Raw genomic sequence first — 21,213 nt, forward strand, 5'->3', positions numbered from 1 at the left:
ATTAGCTCCACAAATTAGCTAAATTGCCACATGTACTTTCAGGTTTCTCGACAACCTCCTCAATTATCTGCAGAAACTGCGTAGTCAGATGATAAATAGTTTCACGGTCATATAGGTCAACTCGATACTTAAGGTATCCAGTTAGTAAGGTTCTATCATAGTTAAATTTTAATGATAGCTTGCGCGGGCTAGTGCCCCAAAGTGGTATCCGGGTCTCATTCTGAGTGAGTGGCTGCAGTTTAAAGCCAGGATCAACAGGCTTGATGGTCAGGTGTTGGAAGTCAAAAGATACGTCAGGGACTGGTAAATTCAGTGCTGCAATTTGTTCGGGTTGCATGTACTGATACTCAAAAAACTGAACTAAATCGTTTTGTAATTGTTTGGCCATATCAATGAAGCTCATTGTCGGAGCCGATGGGATAATCATGGGTAGCTCATTTGCCACATTACCCATTGTTGTTTGATATTTTTCAGTCTCTCGTCCGGCACAAAGCATCGTAACAAAAGCGTGCTCGGTTTGGCTAAATTGCGCCAACACCAACCCATAGGCGGTAAGCAGCAAATTAGGCAGCGTCACTTGACTTTGTTTGGCTAAATTTTGCAGCTTACGAAGCAATTCTGCAGAAATCCTAATCGATTCTTTTGCCCCAAACGCGGAAGCTTGCTGCGGTATAGGTCTATCCGTAGGCAATAGAGGAGGATTATAGTGCTGCAAGGTATTGCGCCAAAATGCAACGTATTTCTCATAAGTGCCATCAACAACCTTGGTTAATTGCCAAGCAACAAAATCTTCATATGGGGTGGCCACAGGCAAGGTTTCGCTGGTGCGATTTTGATTTTGAGCATAAAAATGCAGAATGTCTTCAAAGAGAATCAGACTGCTGCCGCCATCGGTTAATAAATGGCTCACACTCACGGTCCAAATAGAGCGCTCCTCAGTTTGTTGAATTAAATAACTTTCCAATAAGGCCGCTTTGCTTACATCAAAGGTGCGAGAATCTATTTCTTGCAATAATTGGTTGAGTTGTTGTGTTTGTTCTTCCTTGGTTAAAGCACGCAGATCGACATACTGCAATTTAAAATCAATCTGATCATGACAAAATTGGAATGGGGTTCCCATTGAAATATGAAAACTGCAACGCAGCATGGGATGTCGTTCGATAACTTGTTGCATGCTTTTTTGCAAAATCGCTACATCCACTGGCCCCTCAAGTTGGAACTTATTAGTCACTACATAAATAGGATTTTCGGGTTGTTCCTGAATATGTTTCCAAATGCGGGTTTGTTGTACCGAGAGCTGTAATAAATGGTGTGGCGCTATTACGCCAGGCAGAGTTGTGACCGCTTCTGCCTCCGCATCACCTATTTTTTCATTCAAAAAGTGCACTACATTTTCCAGTGAGCGGTCCTCAAACAACAAGGATTGGATACTTAAATTTTCCAGCGCTAATTTAGATTGCAGCTGACGTACTAGCTCCATACCTAGGATTGAATCCATCCCCAGTGATAATAGAGTGGTACTCATTGGCAAGGCGTCGCTTTCTTTTAAACGAAGAATACTGCGAACTTCCTGCATGAAGAACTCCGTTAATTCAGTTGCTCGTTGCTCTGGTCGTTGACTTTTTAATCGTCCAATCAGGTTTTGTTCTTGTTGCTTTGTTGCCTGGGCTTCGGGATTTTCAGCAAGGATCTCTGCCAATAATTTCTTATAGGGGCGAGGCAAAAGAGCGTGTTGTTCAGCCATATTATTAGGCATTAAACCTAATTGGGTGAAATCCCCTGCCATCGCCTGCGTTAATGCGGCTAAGCCTAAAGCTTCACTAATGTTGTGAATGCCATAAGCCGACCAGGATTGTGCTAAATCACGAGTCATGCCCACTTGCTGCCAAGGGCCAAAGTTAATACTGAGTGCGGGCAATCCTGCCTGTACACGATAATGCGCTAAATTATCGAGAAAAGTATTTGCTGCTGCATAGTTGGCCTGTCCGGGTGTACCCAATAAAGAACTGATTGATGAAAACATCACAAACTGTTCTAGTTCCGGGATAAGCTCCACACTGAGACGATGCAAATTACAGGCTCCTTGTACTTTTGCTGCGAAAACTTGCTCAAAATCTTGCCAGGTGAGCTGGGACCAGAAGCCATCGCTTAAGGTGCCGGCGGCATGAAAAATTCCTTTAATCACTGGTAGTGTATTGGGGATTTGTGTTAACGCGTGGCGCAGTTGCTGGCAATCGCTCACATCCGCTTGGATGTAGTGGATGCTGACCCCATCAACACGTAATGGATTAAGTATCGCACTTATTTCATCGTTTAATGGACGTCTTCCCAGTAAAATAATCGAATTTACCTCTTGCTGAATCAGCCATTTACATAAAATAGAGCCTATCCCCCCGAGTCCACCAGTAATAAGGTAAGAGGCATTTTTTAGTAACGCTTTTTTATTGGCGACTGGAGGCAATAATGCTGGGGTAATGCGTGGTACATATAATGAACCGTTTTGATAGGCAATAATGGCTTCATCTTGAGGTTGCCCAAGCAATTGTTGCAATTGTATGGCGGTATTTTTGGTAGTGGTTTCTTGTCCCACATCAAAATGATGATAATCCAGTTCAGGGTATTCCAGCACTAAGGTTTTTCCCATTCCCACTAAGGGTGAAAAGAGGGGTATGGAGTGCGGAGCTGCCGTTGTGGTACCCCGGGTTACGGTCCATAACCTGGCTTGTTGTTTATGTTGCATGAGTGTTTGCACTAAATGCAGTAAACCGGCACAGGAGTTTTTAATTAATTGATTCATATCATCACAAGTTAACGCCTGTACTTGTTGTTCTTGGAAAAACTCCGTGCCAACGAAGCCCCATAAATAGATGATCCCTTGAATTCCTGAGTATTTACTTAACAGATTTGCAAACTGTTCGGGCTCACCAGGATTAAGTACGGCTTTCTCTGCCGACAGCGTAAATGTGCTCCCAGGATGTACTACTACCATCTCGGGTAAATAGCTAGATAAGAGCTCGATCATCTTCTCACTTTCTGTCTCTTGAGTGGCAAAAATCAACCATTTTCCACTCTGTGTCTGTGGTTTATTTCGCTGTGGCAGTGTCGCTAATGCTTTCCATTCCTGCTGATAAAGCGCCTGGCTTAACCCACGACTTATGGCGCTACTTTCGGGAGCCTTATGCCCTCCGGCCAGCCAATAGGATTGATGTTGGAAGGCATAAGTAGGCAATTGTTTTGCCGCGTTAGCTAGTGCAAAAGGAGCATCATAAGCCTGCCAATTAATGTGATGTCCATTTTCATAGAGCTGGGCGACTGCATCGGATAAGATTTGCCAGTCGGGGCGATTTCTTCTCAGTGAAGCGAGCCATAAAACCTGCTGTGATGAACTTGCCTGTTGTCTGGCAAAGGTTAATAAAACCGGTTGTGGTCCCACCTCGATAAAGGTTTGGTAGTTTTCGGCTATTAACTCTTTAATACCTGTACTAAATTGTACGGTCGCGAGTACATGTTCGGCCCAATACTCTGCGTTGATGACAGAAACTTCTTTGCCGCTCACATTGGAGATTAGTACCAGCTTAGGCGCATGGTACTCAATGGTTTCGGCAATTTGCTTAAATTCCGCAATCATGGGGCGCAACAGCTCAGAGTGAAAGGCATGAGATACTTGCAACTCAGTGGAGCGAATCTCTTGTGCCTGACATTGCTGATGTAATTGGCGAATCGCTTCGTTTTCACCCGCAAATACCACTTGGCTCGTGCTATTTACGGCCGCAATATTTAAGATTGCGGTAGGTGCCTGTACTTTAAACTCTTGCATTAAGGCTTGAGCTTGAGTTTCATCCACGTTCACGCTAAGCATGCCACCCTCTTGCTGGGCTTGCATGAGTCTGGCTCGGGCAGCAATAAGTTTTAGACCATCCGCTAAACTCATCACTCCGGCTACAGTCGCGGCGACATATTCGCCCACGCTGTGGCCGATAGCAGCTGCAGGCACAATTCCCCAGCTTATCCATAATTGCGCTAAAGCATATTGCAGAACAAATAAAGCAGGTTGCGTATAGTGCGTTTGATTTAATAAAGATGCCTGTTGGGGATCAAACATGACTTTGGTCAGTCGTTCAGGCAAATAATCCGCCAATATTTCGCTGCACCGATCGACTTCCTGTTTAAATAAAGGGTGAGTATTATAAAGCTCCCAGCCCATTCTAGAATATTGTGAACCTTGTCCGGTAAATAAAAAGGCAGTTTTTGCACTATTTATTTCCGCAACTTTATTCGTGGGCAGAGTCGTACGTAGTTTCTCAATTAATTCTTCATGAGTTTGTACGGGAAATGCGAGGCGATAATCTAACGCACTGCGGCTAAGAGCCAGGTCATGACATAAATTGCCTACCTCAATATTCACGTTGTCTTGCACAAAATCGGCTAATCGCGCTTGCTGTGCCGCTAATGCTTCTGGAGTATGTCCGGATAAGGTGAGGACATGCACCGGTCTTTTGGGAGTATCGGCGGCCCCAGTCTCGGCCTCTGCGGTTGGAGCTCCAGTAAGGATTATATGGGCGTTGGTTCCGGTAAATCCGAAAGAGCTCACCCCTGCATAGCGTATTTGTTTCTGCGGTTCAGTTTCCCAGGCTTGCAAGCGGGTGGGTATTTGCGCCGGAATAGAGGCTAAGTCAATTAACGGATTGACGGTTTCAAAATGCAAATTGGCGGGAATTTGCTGATGTTGCAACATCAAAATTGTTTTGATGAGACCTGCCATACCTGCAGCCGCTTCCAAATGGCCGATGTTGCTTTTTACGGAACCTATATATAGATCTTTTTGCCGGGTTCCGGTGGCAAAAACTTCTTTCAGAGCATTAAATTCAATCGGATCGCCTAAGCGTGTACCCGTACCATGAGTTTCAATGTAATCAATCGCATCCGGAGAAATCCCGGCAGCATGGATGGCTTTACTAATTAAGTCATGCTGGGCTTTAGGGCTTGGCGCCGTAATGCCATTACTGTGTCCATCGCTATTCACTGCGGCACTTTGAATCACCGCCCAAATAGGGTCTTTATCACGTTGCGCATCGGTTAGGCGTTTTAAGATAAGCACCCCGCAGCCTTCACTACGGACATAACCATCCGCCTTGGCATCAAAGACTTGGCATTTGCCATTAGGTGATAACATTCCTGCTTGAGAGAAACTCACACTTAAAGACGGGTCCAGGATACAGTTTACCCCGCCTACGATAGCCAGACTATAGCCTTTTTCATGTAAATCCTGACAGGCATTGAATACTGCCACCAAGGATGAAGAACATGCGGTATCCACGGCAACTGACTCCCCATGGGTGCCTAGAAAATAGGCAATGCGGCCAGCTGCGGCACTATGAGCGTTACCTATACCATAATAAGCATCAGTATTTTGGTATGCCGCATCATGAGCTAATTGGCTGTAGTCATTCGAAGCAATGCCAATAAAAATAGCCGCCTCCGTATCATTTAAAGATAAAGGGGCAATACCCGCACGCTCAAGTGCTTCCCAGGTTAATTCCAGTAACAGACGATGCTGTGGATCCATCGCTTCAGCCTCACGACGACTGATATTAAATAAAGACGCATCAAACTGGTCAATATTATCAATAAAGCCCCCTTTAGAGGTGGCTATAGTGCCAGCAACACCCGGTTGCGCTGTATAGAGTTCCGAATCCCAGCGACTCAGAGGAACTTTACTGATTCCATCTTTCGCATTGTGTAATAGCTCCCAAAACGCTTGTGGGCTATTACTGGCGCCAGGAAAGCGACAGCTCATACCAATTATCGCCACGGGTTCAAAACGTTTTTGCTGGTGCGATTGCTCCTTTTGTGGCGCAGGGGCCTGATTTTCGGGAAGCAAATGGTTTGCTAATGCGTCGATCGTGGTAAAGGACCATAACAAACTAGGATTAATTTCTTGATTTATCAACTGTCCTAGAGCAGAGGTAAATTGAACGGCGCTTACGGAATCCATCCCGTAGTAAGAAAAATTCTTATGCACATCAACTTGTTCCAATTGCAGCGATAAATTGCTGGCCAACCATTGTTTCATCCATCGGGTTAAGCTGTTTTTTTCATGGGCATTCGCCAAGCTAGGTACCTGCGGTTCTGACTGATGCATTTTCCGTTGCCATTGAGCATAGACGTTTAATTCCTTGGTCAGAAATGCTTGTTTACATCCGCTACGCTGTACTTTGCCACTTGAGGTGCGAGGTAAGGAGGATTGTTTGATTAACACAATCTCGCTAGGTAATACCGGTAATTCTTGGGAGCAACAATCTAAGATCGCGGAAAAAATTTCATCAAAGTGTTTCGCGCTGCGATGCACCTCTTGAACCAGGATTAATTCGGGCTCGCTCTTTTCCTTTTCAATAACAAAGGCAGCACCGCCATGTTTAATTAATAAGGAATGGCTTTTTTCAACACAATGCTCAATATCCTGAGGATAAAGATTTTGTCCACGAATAATAATTAAATCTTTAAGACGTCCAGTAATAAAAAGTTCACCGTTGGGGTTTAAAAAGCCTAAATCTCCGGTGCGTAAATAGGGTTTATCTGAAGAACTTAATCTTAAGTTAAAAATTTCTTGATTCAGTTGGGGCTTATTCCAATATCCCTTAGTAACAGAGTCACCTTGTACCACAATTTCGCCAATTTTATTAATCGGTAAAATGTCTAAACTGGAGGGGTCAATAATTTTTAAGTCGTAGTTGCTGTATGGGGTGCCACAGCTAACCAAAAGAACACGCTCTGCATCCTCTGGAACTTCTTTGATGATGTTATTTTGAAAGGCTTGTTTATCAGCGCGCAAGACCACGGTGTCTGTGTCCACTTCTTTGGTGGAGATTAACAAAGTGGTTTCGGCCATACCATAGGCAGGATGGCCTGACTTGGCGTTAAAACCACATACTGCAAATGCGTCACTGAATTGTTTTAAATGCTCGGCATTGACAGGTTCAGAACCATTAATGGCAAAAAGCCATGAACTTAAATCCAATTCTTTTTTCTCTTCTGCGGTGATTACCCGGGCGCATAAATCGTAAGCAAAGTCAGGGGCTGCAGTACATTCGGCATGAAAATCACTGATTGCTTTTAACCATTTTAATGGGTTTTTCAAAAAGTCGGTGGGTGACATACTGACCACATGACCATTATAGGCTAAAGGAAACAGAGTACAGCCAATCATGCCCATATCATGGAAGGGAGGCAGCCAGGAACAAAGCGTGGTTACCCGCCGCGCTAACTTTTCATTGATGCAGTGCGCATTCGCAATGATATTGGCATGGGTTACCATCACTCCTTTGGGATTTCCAGTAGAACCTGAGGTGTATTGAAGAAAGGCTACGTCCTCGCTTGAAATTGTAGGAAATTGGGTTAAGAAAGGACGGGTCTTTTCTTCTTCCTCGACAATGAGCACTTCTGTCTTATTCTCCTCATTAAAATCCAGGCGATGAACTACTGCTGAAGAAGTAATAATCACTTGCACCGACGCATCGTGAATAATGGATAATAATCTAATATTATGACGGCTATTGGTAGGAGGATATGCTGGAACGGCAATAACCCCTGCCAGTAAGCATCCTAAAAAAGAGACTAGGTAATCGATGCCAGGGTTTAATAAAATGATTGCGCGTGATCCAGGCTCTGCACGCTTGAGAATGCGTGTGGCAAAAATCTCCATTTGCTCTAGTAATTCCTGGTTAGATAAAGAAATGCTTTCTTTCTGAGTAAGGAACGTTAAAGCAGCTTTATTAGGTGTATCGAGAGCATTTCTTTTTAGAAGGTCGATGATGGTGTATGTTTTTTGTACTTCTTGACTCATTTTCTCATCTCTCATGACAACGGTAGTGCTTTTTAAAGTTAGCACAAAAAATATACAATTCCAGTTTGTTTTTTAGTTTTATGGTGCACTGCCGTCCCCAAAAAAAATATTTGTTTTTAAATTCAACATACAGGGGGGCGAGAAATATTTTTGCTCGGTCTGGTCTATAATTATGCAAGTGCTGGGTGGTTGGTTTTAATAGAGAGGGAGCTTCATAAACTAAAGAACTAGCATTAATCGACATAACTTTAACTTTTAAATAAAAAAGGAAATGATGATGCATCAACCGATTGAATTTATGCTGGGGAATTTTTTAAGAGAACGTCATTTTGTAAATCCCGTTCTCATGAAAGAATCACAAAACATGTTAGGAGCGCTGTATTTTGCTCGCGAGGAAAGTGGTAAAATAACTACCATAAAAATGATAAATAGAGAGAAGTTAGAAGAGCTCTATCATTTAAACCAAGCCGAGCTGATGAGTTTTTTTACATTGCATACCACCTATGTCAATGAGATAACTAAGAAAATAGCGTCCCCCCGGTTAATTTCAATAAATAATTCATTCGTACAGGAGTATAATGAGCTTGTCTTTTACATGATGCATTTTATCCCTGGCGAAAATAAAGAACCTTCACATCTCGAGCTCAATCAAAAAATCCAAATTGCCCAAGTACTTTCTACCTTACACCAAACTGAAGTCATTAATTATAATAAGCATTTTTTTAATCTTAAATCTTATTTCTTTGCCAGTTGTTGGCGAAATCTGGTAATGAGTCATGGCTTAACTCTAGTTGAGAAGTTGGCACTACACTATCTGAATAATCCTTTAAAAAATTTGTTACGTGGAGTCGCTACACGAGTAACCTTTGATGAGATTGTGCGCCTAGGACAAGATAGCTCATTAGTTATTTGCCATTCCGATGTAAAGCCGAAAAATGTTATTTGGAATAATGCAGGTGAACATTTTCTGATTGATTGGGAAAATTTTTGCCTGATGCGCGCCGAAATTGATTTTATCGATACGGTCACCAGTTGGGTTCTGCAAAAAAAAGAGGACAAACAGTATTTAGATATGGAGGAGGCAAAACGCTTTAGAGAGGCTTATGCATTGCCATTAGCGATTAATGATGTAGATATATATATTTCTGCAGCAAAATGGATTTTTTGGGTTTTAACTTGTTATTCCCTGGAGAACGAGGCACCGCTTCGCGAGGGCCTATCCATGCTGGCGCTGTTGGATAATAATCATCAGGCCCTACTTAAGTTATCTTAGGGATATTTGCGAATGAATAAAAAGCAGTTTCTCCAAATTTGGGCAAACCATGGATTATTGACGGTTTTATTTAAGGTATTTAATTTTTTTATTTTAAATACCTTATTACAGCAATACATTACGCTGGAAGAGTTTCCGCTCTATGGCGCCTTAATTTATTTACCTACTGTTGTACTGCTCTTTATCGTTCCAAAGTTGCTGGAAAAAACCAATGTGTTTTCGGCATTAAAAGGATGTTTGGATTTTATTGTACTCTTATTCCTCGCTTTTTGGCTTATTATTTTGACAGGGAAGGTGCCACTGAATCATTTACTCATTATTCTCGCCTGTGTTGCTTTTTTAGCCTCAATGGAGTCTATATTTTTTGATAAAGTAACCGCCACTTATTGTGCTTATACTGACTTACCCTTTGTTATTGCTACTACCCGGCTTGCCAATACTTTGGGATATATTGTGGGGCCGCTTATTGGTAGTTTCTTTTTCCATCAATTATCGTTTACCAGTTTATTAATTACTTCCATTGTGGTTCTTTTGATTTATCGTATTTTCTTGTCCTCGGTGCATTGGAATTTACAGAAAAACGTTTCATTGCAGTCGCAATTTCAATCCGAAGGAATTCAGCTTAATGTAAGCAGGCAATCGATTTTGTATTTATATAGCTTAAATTTCATGTGGCTTAATTTAGTAGCTATTATGATCATTCCTTTTTATTCTTTGTATTTTTCCGTCTCCCAAATAGGAGTGATTCTTTCCTTTGCTGGAGTGGGCATGCTGGTGGGCAATTTATTTTCCATTTCCCTGTTTAGCCGTTTTAATTACCGTGTTCTTTTTCACGTGGCGGCATTAGGTTTGCTCTTTAACTTGGGTATGGTTGCCTTTTTGGGGAATCATTATTTTTGGAGTTGTTTTTTCATTGGGCTGGGTAGTTTTTTTAGTTCGGTTTGTTATGCCTTGGCACAATATTTTTCTTTAAGTATTGTAGACTCTGAGTCCTTATCTCATTTTTATGGCATTAGAAATTTTATTAATACCCTCATTTCCTTACTGTTATTTATTCTTTTATGGTGTTTGGTCAGTAGTTCATTAAGCCATTTTCTGCGGGATATTTTCCATATTCAGCAGGCGAATTTGATGTCCTTGTTTTTCTTATTACTGGCATTTATTAGTACTATTTTTTATCTTTTTAGTTTTATTTTCGGTCACCAGTTTAAGGAATGTGTTTCATCTGAACTAAGGTGAATCCAAGCCAAATCTAATCTAGCCTGGATGCACATAACGCCAAATTAGAGTGCGCCAGGGATCATCGAGGCAACCACTCCCCCGGATTTTTTGGTGTGGAAAGGGCTTTCTATTTCAATGGACATTAAATCACCTTGGAGTACTCCTGTAAGTAGCAGGGGAGCTGTATAGGCACGTGGACACATAATTTTTTCAAATTTCTGTTGTGGGTTTGCATCTTCAGCAGCAAGTAGTTCTATATCCAGGAGTAAACTCGCAGGCCTTGGATGTTTCATTACTTTTTCAAAATTATTTTCCGCATGCTCACCCGATAATAAACCTAACGGAGAGAGCAAGGTTAAGATTTTCGCTGCGGCAGCCGGGTTGGTTGGATGTGTGGTTATCGCCATGGTTTTTGCATTTAATAAATCCGCCTTATTTAAAATGGTTAATGCCTTAGCGACTTGCAGGGGGAACATTTCGTGCCGCATTACGGCAGTAAGGCATTCTGCATCTGCGAGCAGTTGGTGCTGTTGTAGCGTATAGAGTGCGCTAAAAAGCTCTTTAAGTTTGGGCAAATTTAAAAGGGGCTGATAATCGGCATTAGGAAAAGGTTTTTGGGGTTTAGGATAGCTTAAAACGGCCACTGTATTTGCATCAGAAAATAGCTCGTTTGTTTTGAGTAGCTTGCAGCATTGAAAAAGGTCGCTTTCGATGAATTTACTAATGCAGGGAAATTTTAACGAGGGGGGGGTCTGGAGAAACTCTTGAATAACTTCTGATGCAATCATAGCCAACGTTTTTGTTGATTTAAATTGAATCTTGGCATCAAACAGCTCTTTAATTTTGGGGGGGAACAGTTTTTTTTCTGTTTCATTCAAGTATTTATAACTACTAATGAACGCTGATATTGTTATTATGTTTTCGGGAGATAGGTTGCTCATTAAGGCCCTTGCTTGTGTTTGATTCAGGTTACGCGTATTTTACGATGGTTGTGGTCTTTAAATCAACATATTGTTTGTTTTTGTTTCGTTTTCAAGTGTTTTTGATCCGTGGGGTGGATTGTAAAGCCCGCCTTGGGGACTGGCAGAAATAGCCTTTTGCTGAGCTCTGTGGCAGCCCAGCAGGTAACGAATTACTGGGTGAATTGATTGATCGTCAGTGTTAATCGTTTCACTAATTCATCAATTTCTTCTTCGGTGATGGTGAGGGGCGGTAACAAGCGTACGACCGTATCTGCGGTGACATTAAAGATGATGCCATTGGCTAAACCTAGAGTCCGCATGTCCATCGCTGGTCTATCCAGTTCTACCCCAATCATATAGCCTTTACCTCGAATTGCCTTAACATGTGGATGCTCACCTAAGTTTTGAATGAGCTTATCCATCAATAGGGCACTATTGCGGGTAACTAGATCGCAAATTTTATCACGCTCAATGACTTCTAATACGGTTAAAGCGGTAGCACAGGCTAATGGATTACCACCAAAAGTCGAGCCATGATTTCCTGGCTTGAATAAATCCGTAGCCTTTTTACTCATCAGGCAAGCACCAATTGGCACGCCATTACCTAGGCCTTTAGCCGTAGTAAGTATATCGGGTTGAATGTGATGGTGCATGCAGGCAAACAGTTTCCCGGTGCGTCCATTTCCTGTTTGGATTTCATCTAAAATAAGCATCCAATCATGCTGCTCACATAATTTGGCTACAGCGCGCAAATAACTTTCTTCGGCGGCATAGATTCCGCCTTCGCCTTGAATCGGTTCTAACATCACGGCGACCACATCCTCACGATTCGCCGCAATGGTGTGTATGGCTTCGATATCATTAAAGGGAGCGCGGATAAATCCAGGGACTAAGGGTTCAAAACCTGCTTGTACTTTACGACTGCCTGAGGCGGTTAAGGTCGCCATTGTGCGCCCATGAAACGCACGTTCCATCACAATGATTGAAGGGGTTTCAATGCCTTTTTTATGGCCGTAAAGTCGCGTTAATTTAATGGCAGCCTCATTGGCTTCAGCCCCTGAGTTGGCAAAAAATACTTGTTCCATGCCGGCCATTGAGGTTAGTTTTTCTGCAAGTAATTCTTGTTGTTTTATATGAAAGGTATTCGAGGTGTGCAAGAGTTTTGTTGCTTGTTCTTGTATGGTTTTGGTCACATCAGGATGAGCATGCCCTAGCCCACAAACGGCTATCCCACTTAAGCCATCAAGATATGTTTTTCCCTGATCGTCATAAAGCCAAACGCCTTCACCGTGAGTAAAGGTAATGGGCATGGGATTGTAACTAGTAATTAAAGCCATTATCTATCTTCCTTTTTATAATCTCTTTGCCGTTTTAAAGTCCATTAAAATCGTAGGCGGGACTGCCGCAGGGCCCAGCAAACACAACCTGTGCCGTATTCTATGCTGGGCTCGCAGCCAATCTACAATTGCGAGCGCCTAATCTAAATGGTAGTGACTCGGCAATTATCTCATCACTTACTTCATATTATCAGAGGCGAATTCCCAATTCACTAATGACCAAAATGCACTGATGTAATCAGGGCGTGCATTGCGATAATCAATATAGTACGCATGTTCCCATACATCACAGGTTAATAGTGCAGTTAAGCCTTCGGTCATTGGTGTACCGGCATTGCTAGTACTCATAATTTTTAAATCACCCGCTTTATCTTGTGCAAGCCATGCCCACCCCGAACCAAAAGTAGTTGCTGCTGCTTGAGTGAATTGTTCTTTAAATGCACTGAAGGAACCGAAATGCTTGTTGATCGCATCAGCAAGTTTACCTGTGGGCTCACCGCCGCCATTGGGACTTAAACAATGCCAGTAGAAGGTATGGTTCCAAATTTGTGCGGCATTATTGAATACGCCACCTTTGGATTTCATAATAATCTCTTCGAGAGACATGGATTCAAATTCAGTTCCAGGAATTAACTTGTTTAAGTTATTCACATAAGCCTGATGGTGTTTACCATAATGATATTCAAGAGTTTCTTTGGAAATATGGGGTGCTAAAGCATCCATTTCATAGGGCAGTTTGGGTAATGTAAAGGTCATTAAGTTCTCCTTGTTTGTGAGTGTCCTAAGTGTAGCAGGACAAATATGATATTCAATTAATATTTCCTTAAGATTCCAGGCCTATTATTAATGAATTACTAGTAAATTGGTTGAAGACGGTACTTGCTTTTCACTTAGAGTGTCCAGGTAGGGATAATGAAATAAGTTGCGGCCGTGCTAGCTTTTCGCCATAATGAGCGTTTTTATTATTTAAAGGTACACGAGCGGTGGATACAATCGAAAAAATTAAAAAACAAATCGCAGAAAATACGATTCTGCTGTACATGAAAGGATCGCCAAAGATGCCTCAATGTGGTTTTTCTGCGCGTGCAGTTCAATGCATCGAGGCTTGTGGTGTTGATTTTGCTTACGTAGATATTCTTGCTAATCCTGACATTCGTCAAATGTTGCCTCAAGTTTCTGATTGGCCAACGTTCCCTCAGTTATATGTGAAGGGTGAATTGATTGGTGGCTCTGATATTATTGCTGAATTGTTCCAGCAAGGGGAGCTAGAAACCATGCTACGCGATGCAATTGCCGTATAACGTCTATTATATTTCGACTATCTTGGCCAAAGCGGTCTGATTTTTGCTTTTGTTCAAGCTGGTGAAGTGTATCGATAATAATAATCTGCGCAAGGGTCCTTCTTGCGCACAAATGGAGATCATAGAATGAGTGTACTAGTCGGACGTAAAGCTCCTGATTTTACCGTAGCTGCGGTGATGGGCAATGGTGAGATTGTCGATAAATTTAATTTGCATGAGCACATCAAAGGCAAATATGGATTAGTGTTTTTCTATCCTTTAGATTTCACTTTTGTATGTCCTTCTGAATTGATTGCTTTAGACCACCGTATGGATGAATTCAAAAGCCGTAATGTTGAAGTGGTTGCCGTGTCTATCGATTCTCATTTTACCCATAATGCCTATAGAAGTACTCCGGTAGAAAAAGGCGGCATTGGCCCAGTTCGTTACACTATGGCTGCCGATATGACTCATAGCATTTGCCAAGCTTATGGTGTTGAGCATCCAGGTGCTGGTGTGGCGTTCCGTGGAGCGTTTATTATCGATACTAAAGGTATGGTTCGTTCGCAAGTGGTGAATGACTTACCTATCGGTCGTAATGTTGACGAGCTCTTAAGAACTATTGATGCGGTACAATTCTTCGAAGAAAAAGGCGAAGTTTGTCCTGCAGGCTGGAGAAAAGGCCAGGCAGGTATGACTGCTTCTCCACAAGGTGTTGCTGAATATCTTGCTGAGCACTCTGGCTCACTATAATTGGTGCCTGCCGCAGCCCGTATTGACGCAGTCGTAATACGGGTTTTGTGGCACTGATGCCCATATTACGACCTTGCGCAATACGGGCTCCCTCTCTATTCACCATTATCTTTATGATTTAGTTGCAACTTGCGCCAGGTATTCGTCATCTCACAAAACAAATCCGCGGTTTTTTCTGCATCATAAATTGCCGAATGCGCTTCATTAGGGTCAAATGGAACCCCTGCTGCTTGCGCTGCTTTTGCTAAAACGGTCTGTCCATAAATTAATCCACCTAAAGTGGCGGTATCAAAGCACGTAAACGCATGAAAGGGGGATTGGAGTCCTGTTCGTTTGACTGCCTCTTTAACGAATAACAAGTCAAACCAGGCGTTATGACCGACTAAAACCGCTCGTTGGCAGTGTTGCTGCTTAATCGCACTAAAAATAGGTTTAAATAGCTGCTCCAAAGCGATTTTTTCATCTAAGGCAAAACGCAGCGGCTGGAAGGGATCGATTTGGTTGAATTCTAGCGATTTCTGATCCAGCTCGGCCCCAGAAAAGGGTAGGATATGTTCAAAGTGACTGGTGCTACGTTGTAAATTACCCTGTTTATCCATGGTCAGCAAGACGACACACATTTCCAGCAAGGCATTTTTCTGCGGGTTTATCCCCGCCGTTTCCACATCGACCACCACGGGTAAGAAGCCGCGAAAGCGGCCTTTCATTGTACTGCTTAATACATTATCAAGAGGGGACATGAATACTCCATTGGATTGTTTCACCTGCAGCAATCGGTACAACCTGTTCTGTACCCAATGGCATTGTTTTCGGTAAGACTTGCGGTGATTTAATCAATTCAACCTGCTGCTGATTGATGGGTAATTGATAAAATTCAGCGCCATAATGACTCATAAAATGATTAAGTTTCGTTAATTGGTTTAACTCATCAAATACTTGGGCATAAAGTGCCAGAGCAAAGGGGGCCGAATAAATTCCGGCGCAGCCACAGGCATTTTCCTTATGGTTAATACTGTGCGGGGCACTGTCCGTGCCCGCAAAAAACTTAGGATTATCGCTACAGGCTGCCTGTTGCAGGGCTTTTTGATCACGTTCATGCTTTAAAATAGGGAGGCAGTAGTAGTGAGGTCTAATACCACCGGCAAGTAGTTGGTTACGATTATACATTAAATGATGTGGGGTAATGGTCGCAGCAATCGTTTCTGGGCCTTCGCTGACAAAATTGACCGCTGCTTCGGTGGAAATATGTTCTAAAATGATGCGTAACTTAGGGAAATTAAGGACTAAAGGTTTTAAATACTCCTCGATGAACAAGGCTTCACGCTCAAAAATATCGCTATGGGTTACCTCACCATGGATTTGTAGTACTAAATTTTGCTCTTGCATTACTTCAAGCAAAGGATAAAGCGCGCGCAGCGATTTGGCTCCTGCTTCTGAGTTAGTCGTAGCCCCGGCAGGATAAAGTTTGGCGCCCAACACATAGGAAGTGTTTGCGGCTTGTTCTAACTCCACAGCGCTAACCGACTCGTTTAAATAGAAGGTCATGTAGGGATTGAAGGCATGTCCACTGGGCAAGGCCCCGAGAATCCTCTTTCGATAAGCACTAATTGCGGGCAACGTCGTTAAGGCTGGCTTGAGGTTTGGCATGACTAAAACACGGGCGAAATGCGCGGCACTGGCGGCTACCGTATGTTCTAGTACCTCATTATCCCTAAAATGCACATGCCAGTCATCCGGCTGGCTGATAATTAGTGATTTCATAATTAAAGATTCTTAAAACAGTGTCGATATCTAAGGATAACATGAATTCAATCATGGGGATTATTAATAATGGAATTCAGTAAGAAGAGATATGCGTTTGTAAAACGCGTTGCAGTTAGCTACACACTAGCTGTAAGTACAACGTTCGCAATGGCTCCAATCAATTATGCCTTGCCAATGGGAGGAGAAAAAAGTTGGAAGGTAACTGGAAATCCAATCCGTTGTGGTTTATCACTAACGATACCAAATTATGGAATCGGGTATTTCGAACAATTCGCCGCTCAGCCGCCACATTTCGTGTTACGCAAATGGGATGCCGTGACTCGCCCACTGCCAGCGCGGCTTATTGCCCGGGCTCCGATGTGGAAGCCAGATGGTGTCACCTATGCGGTAGGCTCATTAATGATTAACCCAGGAGCTTATGGAATCTTTCTAAAGCGTGATTCAACTTTAAAATTATTAACCTATCTATCTCAAGGCTATGAGCCCACATTTAAATATCGCTCGGATATAGGCTTTGATGTTTCGGTAGCATTGACGCCTCGCGGCTTTCAAACACCTTATTCACACTATCAGCAATGTATTAGTAATCTATTACCCTTTGGTTTTGATCGGGTGAGAGAAAGCGTCTTTCATTTTGCTCCGGATAGTCGCGAATTGTCGGATCAAGACAAGGATCAGTTACGTCGAATTGCCCGTTATACCGCGGCGGATCGTCAGATTAAAGTGATTCGTATTATTGGTTATGCCGATGAAAGTGGTCGTAAAGGCTATAACAATGCAATCTCGCAATACCGTGCGCAGGCTGTACAAAACTATTTAATTACTTTAGGGGTTCCGGAAGAGCAATTATCGGTCACTTGGTTAGGCGCATTAAAGCCGGTGGCTAGAAATGATACAGATGCAGGTCGTGCTGAGAATAGGAGAGTTGTTGTCAGTCTGATTAAAAAATAGCGGCCGTGCCTAAAAAAAGTATCTTTATGAAAAATATTATATTTTTTTTTGCAAATTTGCTTGCTTTATTAATTTTCGAAGCCATACTCATGGTGTTGCATGCTTCGAACCAAAGCGACGAAAGCATGCTGCTGGTAACTTTTAAATTGTAAGTTATCAAGTAAACACTCAGAATTAATAAAAATAAAAATATAACGGAGACTTAGCATGTTAAGTTTGAAAAAGACAACAGCAGCAGTACTCGCTTTAGGTAGCAGTGCAGTATTCGCAGGAACAATGGGACCTGTCTGCACTCCAGGAAATGTGACTGTACCATGTGAGCGCACTGCATGGGATATCGGTGGCCAAGCCATTGATTTACAAGTCGTTAATAACAATGATTACTTCATTGGTGATGCTACTGGTCAGTACCGCGATCACAGTCGCTGGAATTGGGGCTTCCAATTAGAAGGATCTTACCATTTTAACACAGGTAACGATGTTACTTTAACTTGGTACCATTTAGATGGCAGCAGAAACCGTTTTGCATTCGTTACTGATTTTGCCGGTATAGCTGATGTAGCTGGTTTCGCCAACATAGGTCGTAAGTGGGATGCTGTTAATGGCGAATTAGGTCAATTCGTTGATTTCAGCGCGAACAAAAAAATGCGTTTCCATGGTGGTTTCCAATGGGCTCGTGTTAAAACTGATCACGCAGTAGGTTTTGGTGCTCCAGGTACTTTAATTGACACCGCTTCTTATGGTGAGACTCAATACAACGGTTTTGGCCCACGTACTGGTCTTGACATGAACTATGTGTTCACAGGTTATGGCTTCGGTATTTATGCTAAAGCAGCAGCTGCAATCTTAGTGGGTAGCTCTAAGTTTAACTCATACGCTTCTGAGTTTGGTACAGTGGTAAATCCATTACACGGCTCTAAAACTTCTATCGTTCCTGAGTTAGAAGCTAAATTAGGTGCTAACTACACTTACTCAATGGCTCAAGGCGATATTACATTAGATGCAGGTTACATGTGGTTCAACTACTTCAATGCATTAAGCAATGTGAGTTCTGTTACTACTACTGCAAGAACTCTGGACTTCGGAGCTTCTGGTCCTTATGTTGGTTTGAAGTACGTAGGTAATGTTTAATTTGTACATGTTACATTTTGCTTAATCTCCCACTTTTTCACCCCATTTCTCATTAAAGGAATGGGGTGATTTTTAGAAAATCACAAATTAATTATCCGCGCACAATGAATTATTAATCCGCATTTTGGGTCGAATAAATACAGCAGCCTAAAAAAAATAACTATAAACTCTAGTTTTTTAACTAATTGTCTTGACTTATTTTCTCTCGATATAGATACTGCTCTCCTTTTCATGCATACGCCAAAAAAACGGCGTGCATGTTTTGTTAATAGCTTCTTTGTGTAAGTTAATAACAAAATTTGGAACTTAATAATAACTTATATGGAGACTACGCATGTTTAGTTTGAAAAAAACAGCATTAGCGGTACTCGCTTTAGGTAGCAGTGCAGCAGCATTTGCAGGTACTATGGGCCCAGTTTGCACACCAGGAAATGTAACTGTTCCTTGTGAGCGCACTGCATGGGACATCAGTGGCCAAGCTATTGATTTGCAAATCGCTAACAACAACCAATTCGTTGGCCTTCCTGATGTAAACGGCAACTTCCGCGATCACAGTCGTTGGAACTGGGGTTTTCAATTAGAAGGTTCTTACCACTTCAATACTGGTAACGATGTAACTTTAACTTGGTATCATTTAGATACTGGAACTCATCGCTTTGCTTATAACGGTGCTGTAGACGGTGATGCATTCACTGTTGCTGCTGCAACTAAGCACCAGTGGGATGCTGTTAACGGTGAATTAGGTCAATTCGTTGATTTCAGCGCGAACAAAAAAATGCGTTTCCATGGTGGTTTCCAATGGGCTCGTGGTAAGCACAACGCAGCTTATGCATCAGTTGTAGCTCCATTAACTGTTGATGCTGCTGAAGGTTTCCGCACGCAATTCAATGGATTCGGTCCACGTACTGGTTTAGACATGAACTATGTATTTGGTAATGGATTTGGTATTTACGCTAAAGCAGCCGCTGCTGTATTAGTTGGTAATACTAAGTTTACTTCTGGCTTCCAGGATTTTCCTGATGCAGCTGTTGTATTCCATGGTTCAAAAACTGCAATCATCCCAGAACTAGAAGCTAAATTAGGTGCTAACTACACTTACTCTATGGCTCAAGGTGATGTTACTTTAGACGCTGGTTACATGTGGTTCAACTACTTCAACGCGTTCAACCGTGTTTCTGCTGTTGATTTGACTAGCCATGTTTCTGACTTTGGTGCTTCTGGCCCATATGTTGGTTTGAAATATGTTGGTAATGTTTAATTACTAGCCTAGTTTCATTATCCACCCCGTTCAATTGACGGGGTGGGTTCTCCCTGATATCCCACTATTATCTTCTTCCTATTTGTAGACTTATTCTGTCTTTTATCACCTTTCTTTCGTGCTATTCGCTTTATCCTAATCTCTCTAAGAGTGCATTGTAAAAATGACTATCAATTTGATTTTCTTGACTTATTTCTCTGGCATGAGGGATACTGTTGACCTTAAAAGGTATGCATAGTTATCTGCTTGTTGTTTATAAAAAAGCAGTAATGAGAATACATATATATTATAAACGTGGAGACCAGGGTGTTTGTATTAAAAAGACTGATCCTTATCGTACTCGCTTTGGCTAGTGGAGTGCTTTTTGCCGGTAACATGGGACCTGTATGTACTCCCGGAACGCTAACCGTACCCTGCCAGCAAATGGGCTGGAGTCTAACGGCTAATGCATTGTATTTACAAACTAATTTTAACCAAAAATTTTCCTATTATCCTCGTGGAGATAATGACATTTATAATGGCCTTGGCGGGCAATGGGGATGGGGCTATCAATTACAGGCATCCTATTTGTTTAACACCGGTAATGAGTTGAGCGTAAGCTGGTATCATTTGGATGGCGCCAGTGGCAATTTAAAATTCAACCCCTTAGGGGAATTTGATCCACTGAATGTGCGCTTAGCATTGAAAACGCAATGGGATGCCGTTAATGGTGAGCTAGGGCAATTGGCTAAACTTGGCCGAGATATTAATTATCGCATTCATGGTGGCTTCCAATTTGCGCGGCTGAAAAATACGATGAATGCACGGGTTGCATTTATTGTCCCTGCAGATTTGCTAGATTTATTTGATGCCGACAGCATACCGCCCCCAAGACGTCTTCATTACAATACTTCATTTAACGGCTTTGGTCCACGTACCGGTTTTGATATGGATTACATTTTAGGTAATGGATTTACTATGTATGCTAAAGCGGCTACCACCTTGCTGGTCGGGACCATTAAATCAAGTGTTACCGGTTTGGCAGAACCCTTACCATCGCTGCGTGGTTCTTATTCAGCGATCGTGCCCGAGCTTGAAGCCAGTGTCGGGCTTAACTACAGTTATCCGACAAAAAGAGGGGATTTTCTTTTTGATTTAGGCTATTTGTGGGTGAATTATTTTAACCCATTCCGGAATCAAAATATTATGGATAACCTAGCAAATAATCAAACAGTTACTTCAGAAAATAGATCAACTGATTTAAGTATTTCAGGTCTTTATTTTGGGTTAAAATATAGAGCATATATTTAAAGATTATCCGCTAAGATATTTCGGGGATTATGTTGACTTTGCTAAAGTTGATCGAGGATAATTTTGCGAGGCGCAGTGCTTTTATAGAGCGATAGCATGCCCTTGCTAAGAAATCTAGTTTCTAGTTAGAATGAGCTAATAAACGGAAAT

14 protein-coding genes are annotated in these 21,213 nt (G+C 42.1%); 8 read left to right on the plus strand and 6 right to left on the minus strand.

Annotation, left to right across the window (positions count from 1 at the left end):
* Nucleotide 1: 1 nt before the first annotated feature.
* On the minus strand, nt 2-7,843 hold the full coding sequence (locus ACD661_RS09210; protein ID WP_400187570.1) for an SDR family NAD(P)-dependent oxidoreductase: 7,842 nt from the start codon (nt 7,841-7,843) through the stop codon (nt 2-4).
* Nucleotides 7,844-8,114: 271 nt separating this feature from the next.
* Here ACD661_RS09210 and ACD661_RS09215 point away from each other — a divergent pair, with 271 nt between their 5' ends.
* Nucleotides 8,115-9,116: a phosphotransferase gene (locus ACD661_RS09215; RefSeq protein ID WP_400187571.1), complete on the plus strand. Its 1,002-nt coding sequence runs from the start codon at nt 8,115-8,117 to the stop codon at nt 9,114-9,116.
* A gap of 12 nt (nt 9,117-9,128) precedes the next feature.
* A complete protein-coding gene (locus ACD661_RS09220; RefSeq protein WP_400187572.1) occupies nt 9,129-10,355 on the plus strand; it encodes an MFS transporter in 1,227 nt (408 codons plus the stop codon).
* Between the two features lie 44 nt (nt 10,356-10,399).
* Here the strand turns inward: ACD661_RS09220 and ACD661_RS09225 are convergent, their stop codons facing one another.
* The 3 genes from ACD661_RS09225 to sodB form a co-directional block, all read right to left on the minus strand.
* Nucleotides 10,400-11,278 carry a hypothetical protein gene (locus ACD661_RS09225; RefSeq protein ID WP_400187573.1) on the minus strand — a complete coding sequence of 293 codons (879 nt, stop codon included), beginning with the start codon at nt 11,276-11,278 and terminating at the stop codon, nt 10,400-10,402.
* 191 nt (nt 11,279-11,469) lie between these two features.
* Nucleotides 11,470-12,636 (minus strand): aspartate aminotransferase family protein, encoded by a 1,167-nt coding sequence (locus ACD661_RS09230; RefSeq protein WP_400187574.1) that lies wholly within the window; start codon nt 12,634-12,636, stop codon nt 11,470-11,472.
* Nucleotides 12,637-12,813: 177 nt separating this feature from the next.
* A complete protein-coding gene (gene sodB, locus ACD661_RS09235) occupies nt 12,814-13,392 on the minus strand; it encodes a superoxide dismutase [Fe] (RefSeq protein WP_400187575.1) in 579 nt (192 codons plus the stop codon).
* 227 nt (nt 13,393-13,619) lie between these two features.
* Between sodB and grxD the strand changes: the two genes are divergently transcribed.
* Together grxD and ACD661_RS09245 are read left to right on the plus strand one after the other, a co-directional pair.
* Nucleotides 13,620-13,937 carry a Grx4 family monothiol glutaredoxin gene (grxD, locus tag ACD661_RS09240; protein ID WP_133136093.1) on the plus strand — a complete coding sequence of 106 codons (318 nt, stop codon included), beginning with the start codon at nt 13,620-13,622 and terminating at the stop codon, nt 13,935-13,937.
* A gap of 126 nt (nt 13,938-14,063) precedes the next feature.
* The gene (locus tag ACD661_RS09245; RefSeq protein ID WP_400187576.1) at nt 14,064-14,669 is read left to right on the plus strand and encodes a peroxiredoxin; all 606 of its coding nucleotides are present in this window, start codon (nt 14,064-14,066) and stop codon (nt 14,667-14,669) included.
* 95 nt (nt 14,670-14,764) lie between these two features.
* Here ACD661_RS09245 and rnt read toward each other — a convergent pair whose 3' ends face one another.
* Both rnt and pyrC read right to left on the minus strand, forming a co-directional pair.
* The gene (gene rnt, locus ACD661_RS09250) at nt 14,765-15,409 is read right to left on the minus strand and encodes a ribonuclease T (protein ID WP_400187577.1); all 645 of its coding nucleotides are present in this window, start codon (nt 15,407-15,409) and stop codon (nt 14,765-14,767) included.
* Nucleotides 15,396-16,430, minus strand: a complete 1,035-nt coding sequence (gene pyrC / locus ACD661_RS09255; protein WP_400187578.1) for a dihydroorotase — start codon at nt 16,428-16,430, stop codon at nt 15,396-15,398. Before pyrC ends, rnt begins: the two co-directional genes overlap by 14 nt.
* Before the next feature lie 69 nt (nt 16,431-16,499).
* Between pyrC and ACD661_RS09260 the strand changes: the two genes are divergently transcribed.
* From ACD661_RS09260 to ACD661_RS09275, 4 genes are all read left to right on the plus strand, one after another.
* Complete coding sequence (locus ACD661_RS09260; RefSeq protein ID WP_400187579.1) at nt 16,500-17,384, plus strand: flagellar protein MotY; 885 nt, start codon at nt 16,500-16,502, stop codon at nt 17,382-17,384.
* A gap of 207 nt (nt 17,385-17,591) precedes the next feature.
* Entirely contained in the window at nt 17,592-18,515 is a 924-nt protein-coding gene (locus tag ACD661_RS09265; protein WP_400187580.1) for an Lpg1974 family pore-forming outer membrane protein, read from the plus strand.
* 334 nt (nt 18,516-18,849) lie between these two features.
* Nucleotides 18,850-19,773, plus strand: a complete 924-nt coding sequence (locus ACD661_RS09270; protein ID WP_400187581.1) for an Lpg1974 family pore-forming outer membrane protein — start codon at nt 18,850-18,852, stop codon at nt 19,771-19,773.
* 306 nt (nt 19,774-20,079) lie between these two features.
* Nucleotides 20,080-21,063, plus strand: a complete 984-nt coding sequence (locus tag ACD661_RS09275) for an Lpg1974 family pore-forming outer membrane protein (protein ID WP_400187582.1) — start codon at nt 20,080-20,082, stop codon at nt 21,061-21,063.
* The last annotated feature ends 150 nt before the right edge of the window (nt 21,064-21,213 follow it).

The sequence above is a fragment of the Legionella lytica genome (genome assembly GCF_044626755.1).
Classification (GTDB): domain Bacteria; phylum Pseudomonadota; class Gammaproteobacteria; order Legionellales; family Legionellaceae; genus Legionella; species Legionella lytica_A.

Bases quoted from the DNA above. Each gene is read 5' to 3' on its own strand.
- ACD661_RS09210 (WP_400187570.1), bottom strand. From the start codon at position 7,843: ATGAGTCAAGAAGTACAAAAAACATACACCATCATCGACCTTCTAAAA.
- ACD661_RS09215 (WP_400187571.1), top strand. From the start codon at position 8,115: ATGATGATGCATCAACCGATTGAATTTATGCTGGGGAATTTTTTAAGA.
- ACD661_RS09220 (WP_400187572.1), top strand. From the start codon at position 9,129: ATGAATAAAAAGCAGTTTCTCCAAATTTGGGCAAACCATGGATTATTG.
- ACD661_RS09225 (WP_400187573.1), bottom strand. From the start codon at position 11,278: ATGAGCAACCTATCTCCCGAAAACATAATAACAATATCAGCGTTCATT.
- ACD661_RS09230 (WP_400187574.1), bottom strand. From the start codon at position 12,636: ATGGCTTTAATTACTAGTTACAATCCCATGCCCATTACCTTTACTCAC.
- sodB (WP_400187575.1), bottom strand. From the start codon at position 13,392: ATGACCTTTACATTACCCAAACTGCCCTATGAAATGGATGCTTTAGCA.
- ACD661_RS09245 (WP_400187576.1), top strand. From the start codon at position 14,064: ATGAGTGTACTAGTCGGACGTAAAGCTCCTGATTTTACCGTAGCTGCG.
- rnt (WP_400187577.1), bottom strand. From the start codon at position 15,409: ATGTCCCCTCTTGATAATGTATTAAGCAGTACAATGAAAGGCCGCTTT.
- pyrC (WP_400187578.1), bottom strand. From the start codon at position 16,430: ATGAAATCACTAATTATCAGCCAGCCGGATGACTGGCATGTGCATTTT.
- ACD661_RS09260 (WP_400187579.1), top strand. From the start codon at position 16,500: ATGGAATTCAGTAAGAAGAGATATGCGTTTGTAAAACGCGTTGCAGTT.
- ACD661_RS09265 (WP_400187580.1), top strand. From the start codon at position 17,592: ATGTTAAGTTTGAAAAAGACAACAGCAGCAGTACTCGCTTTAGGTAGC.
- ACD661_RS09270 (WP_400187581.1), top strand. From the start codon at position 18,850: ATGTTTAGTTTGAAAAAAACAGCATTAGCGGTACTCGCTTTAGGTAGC.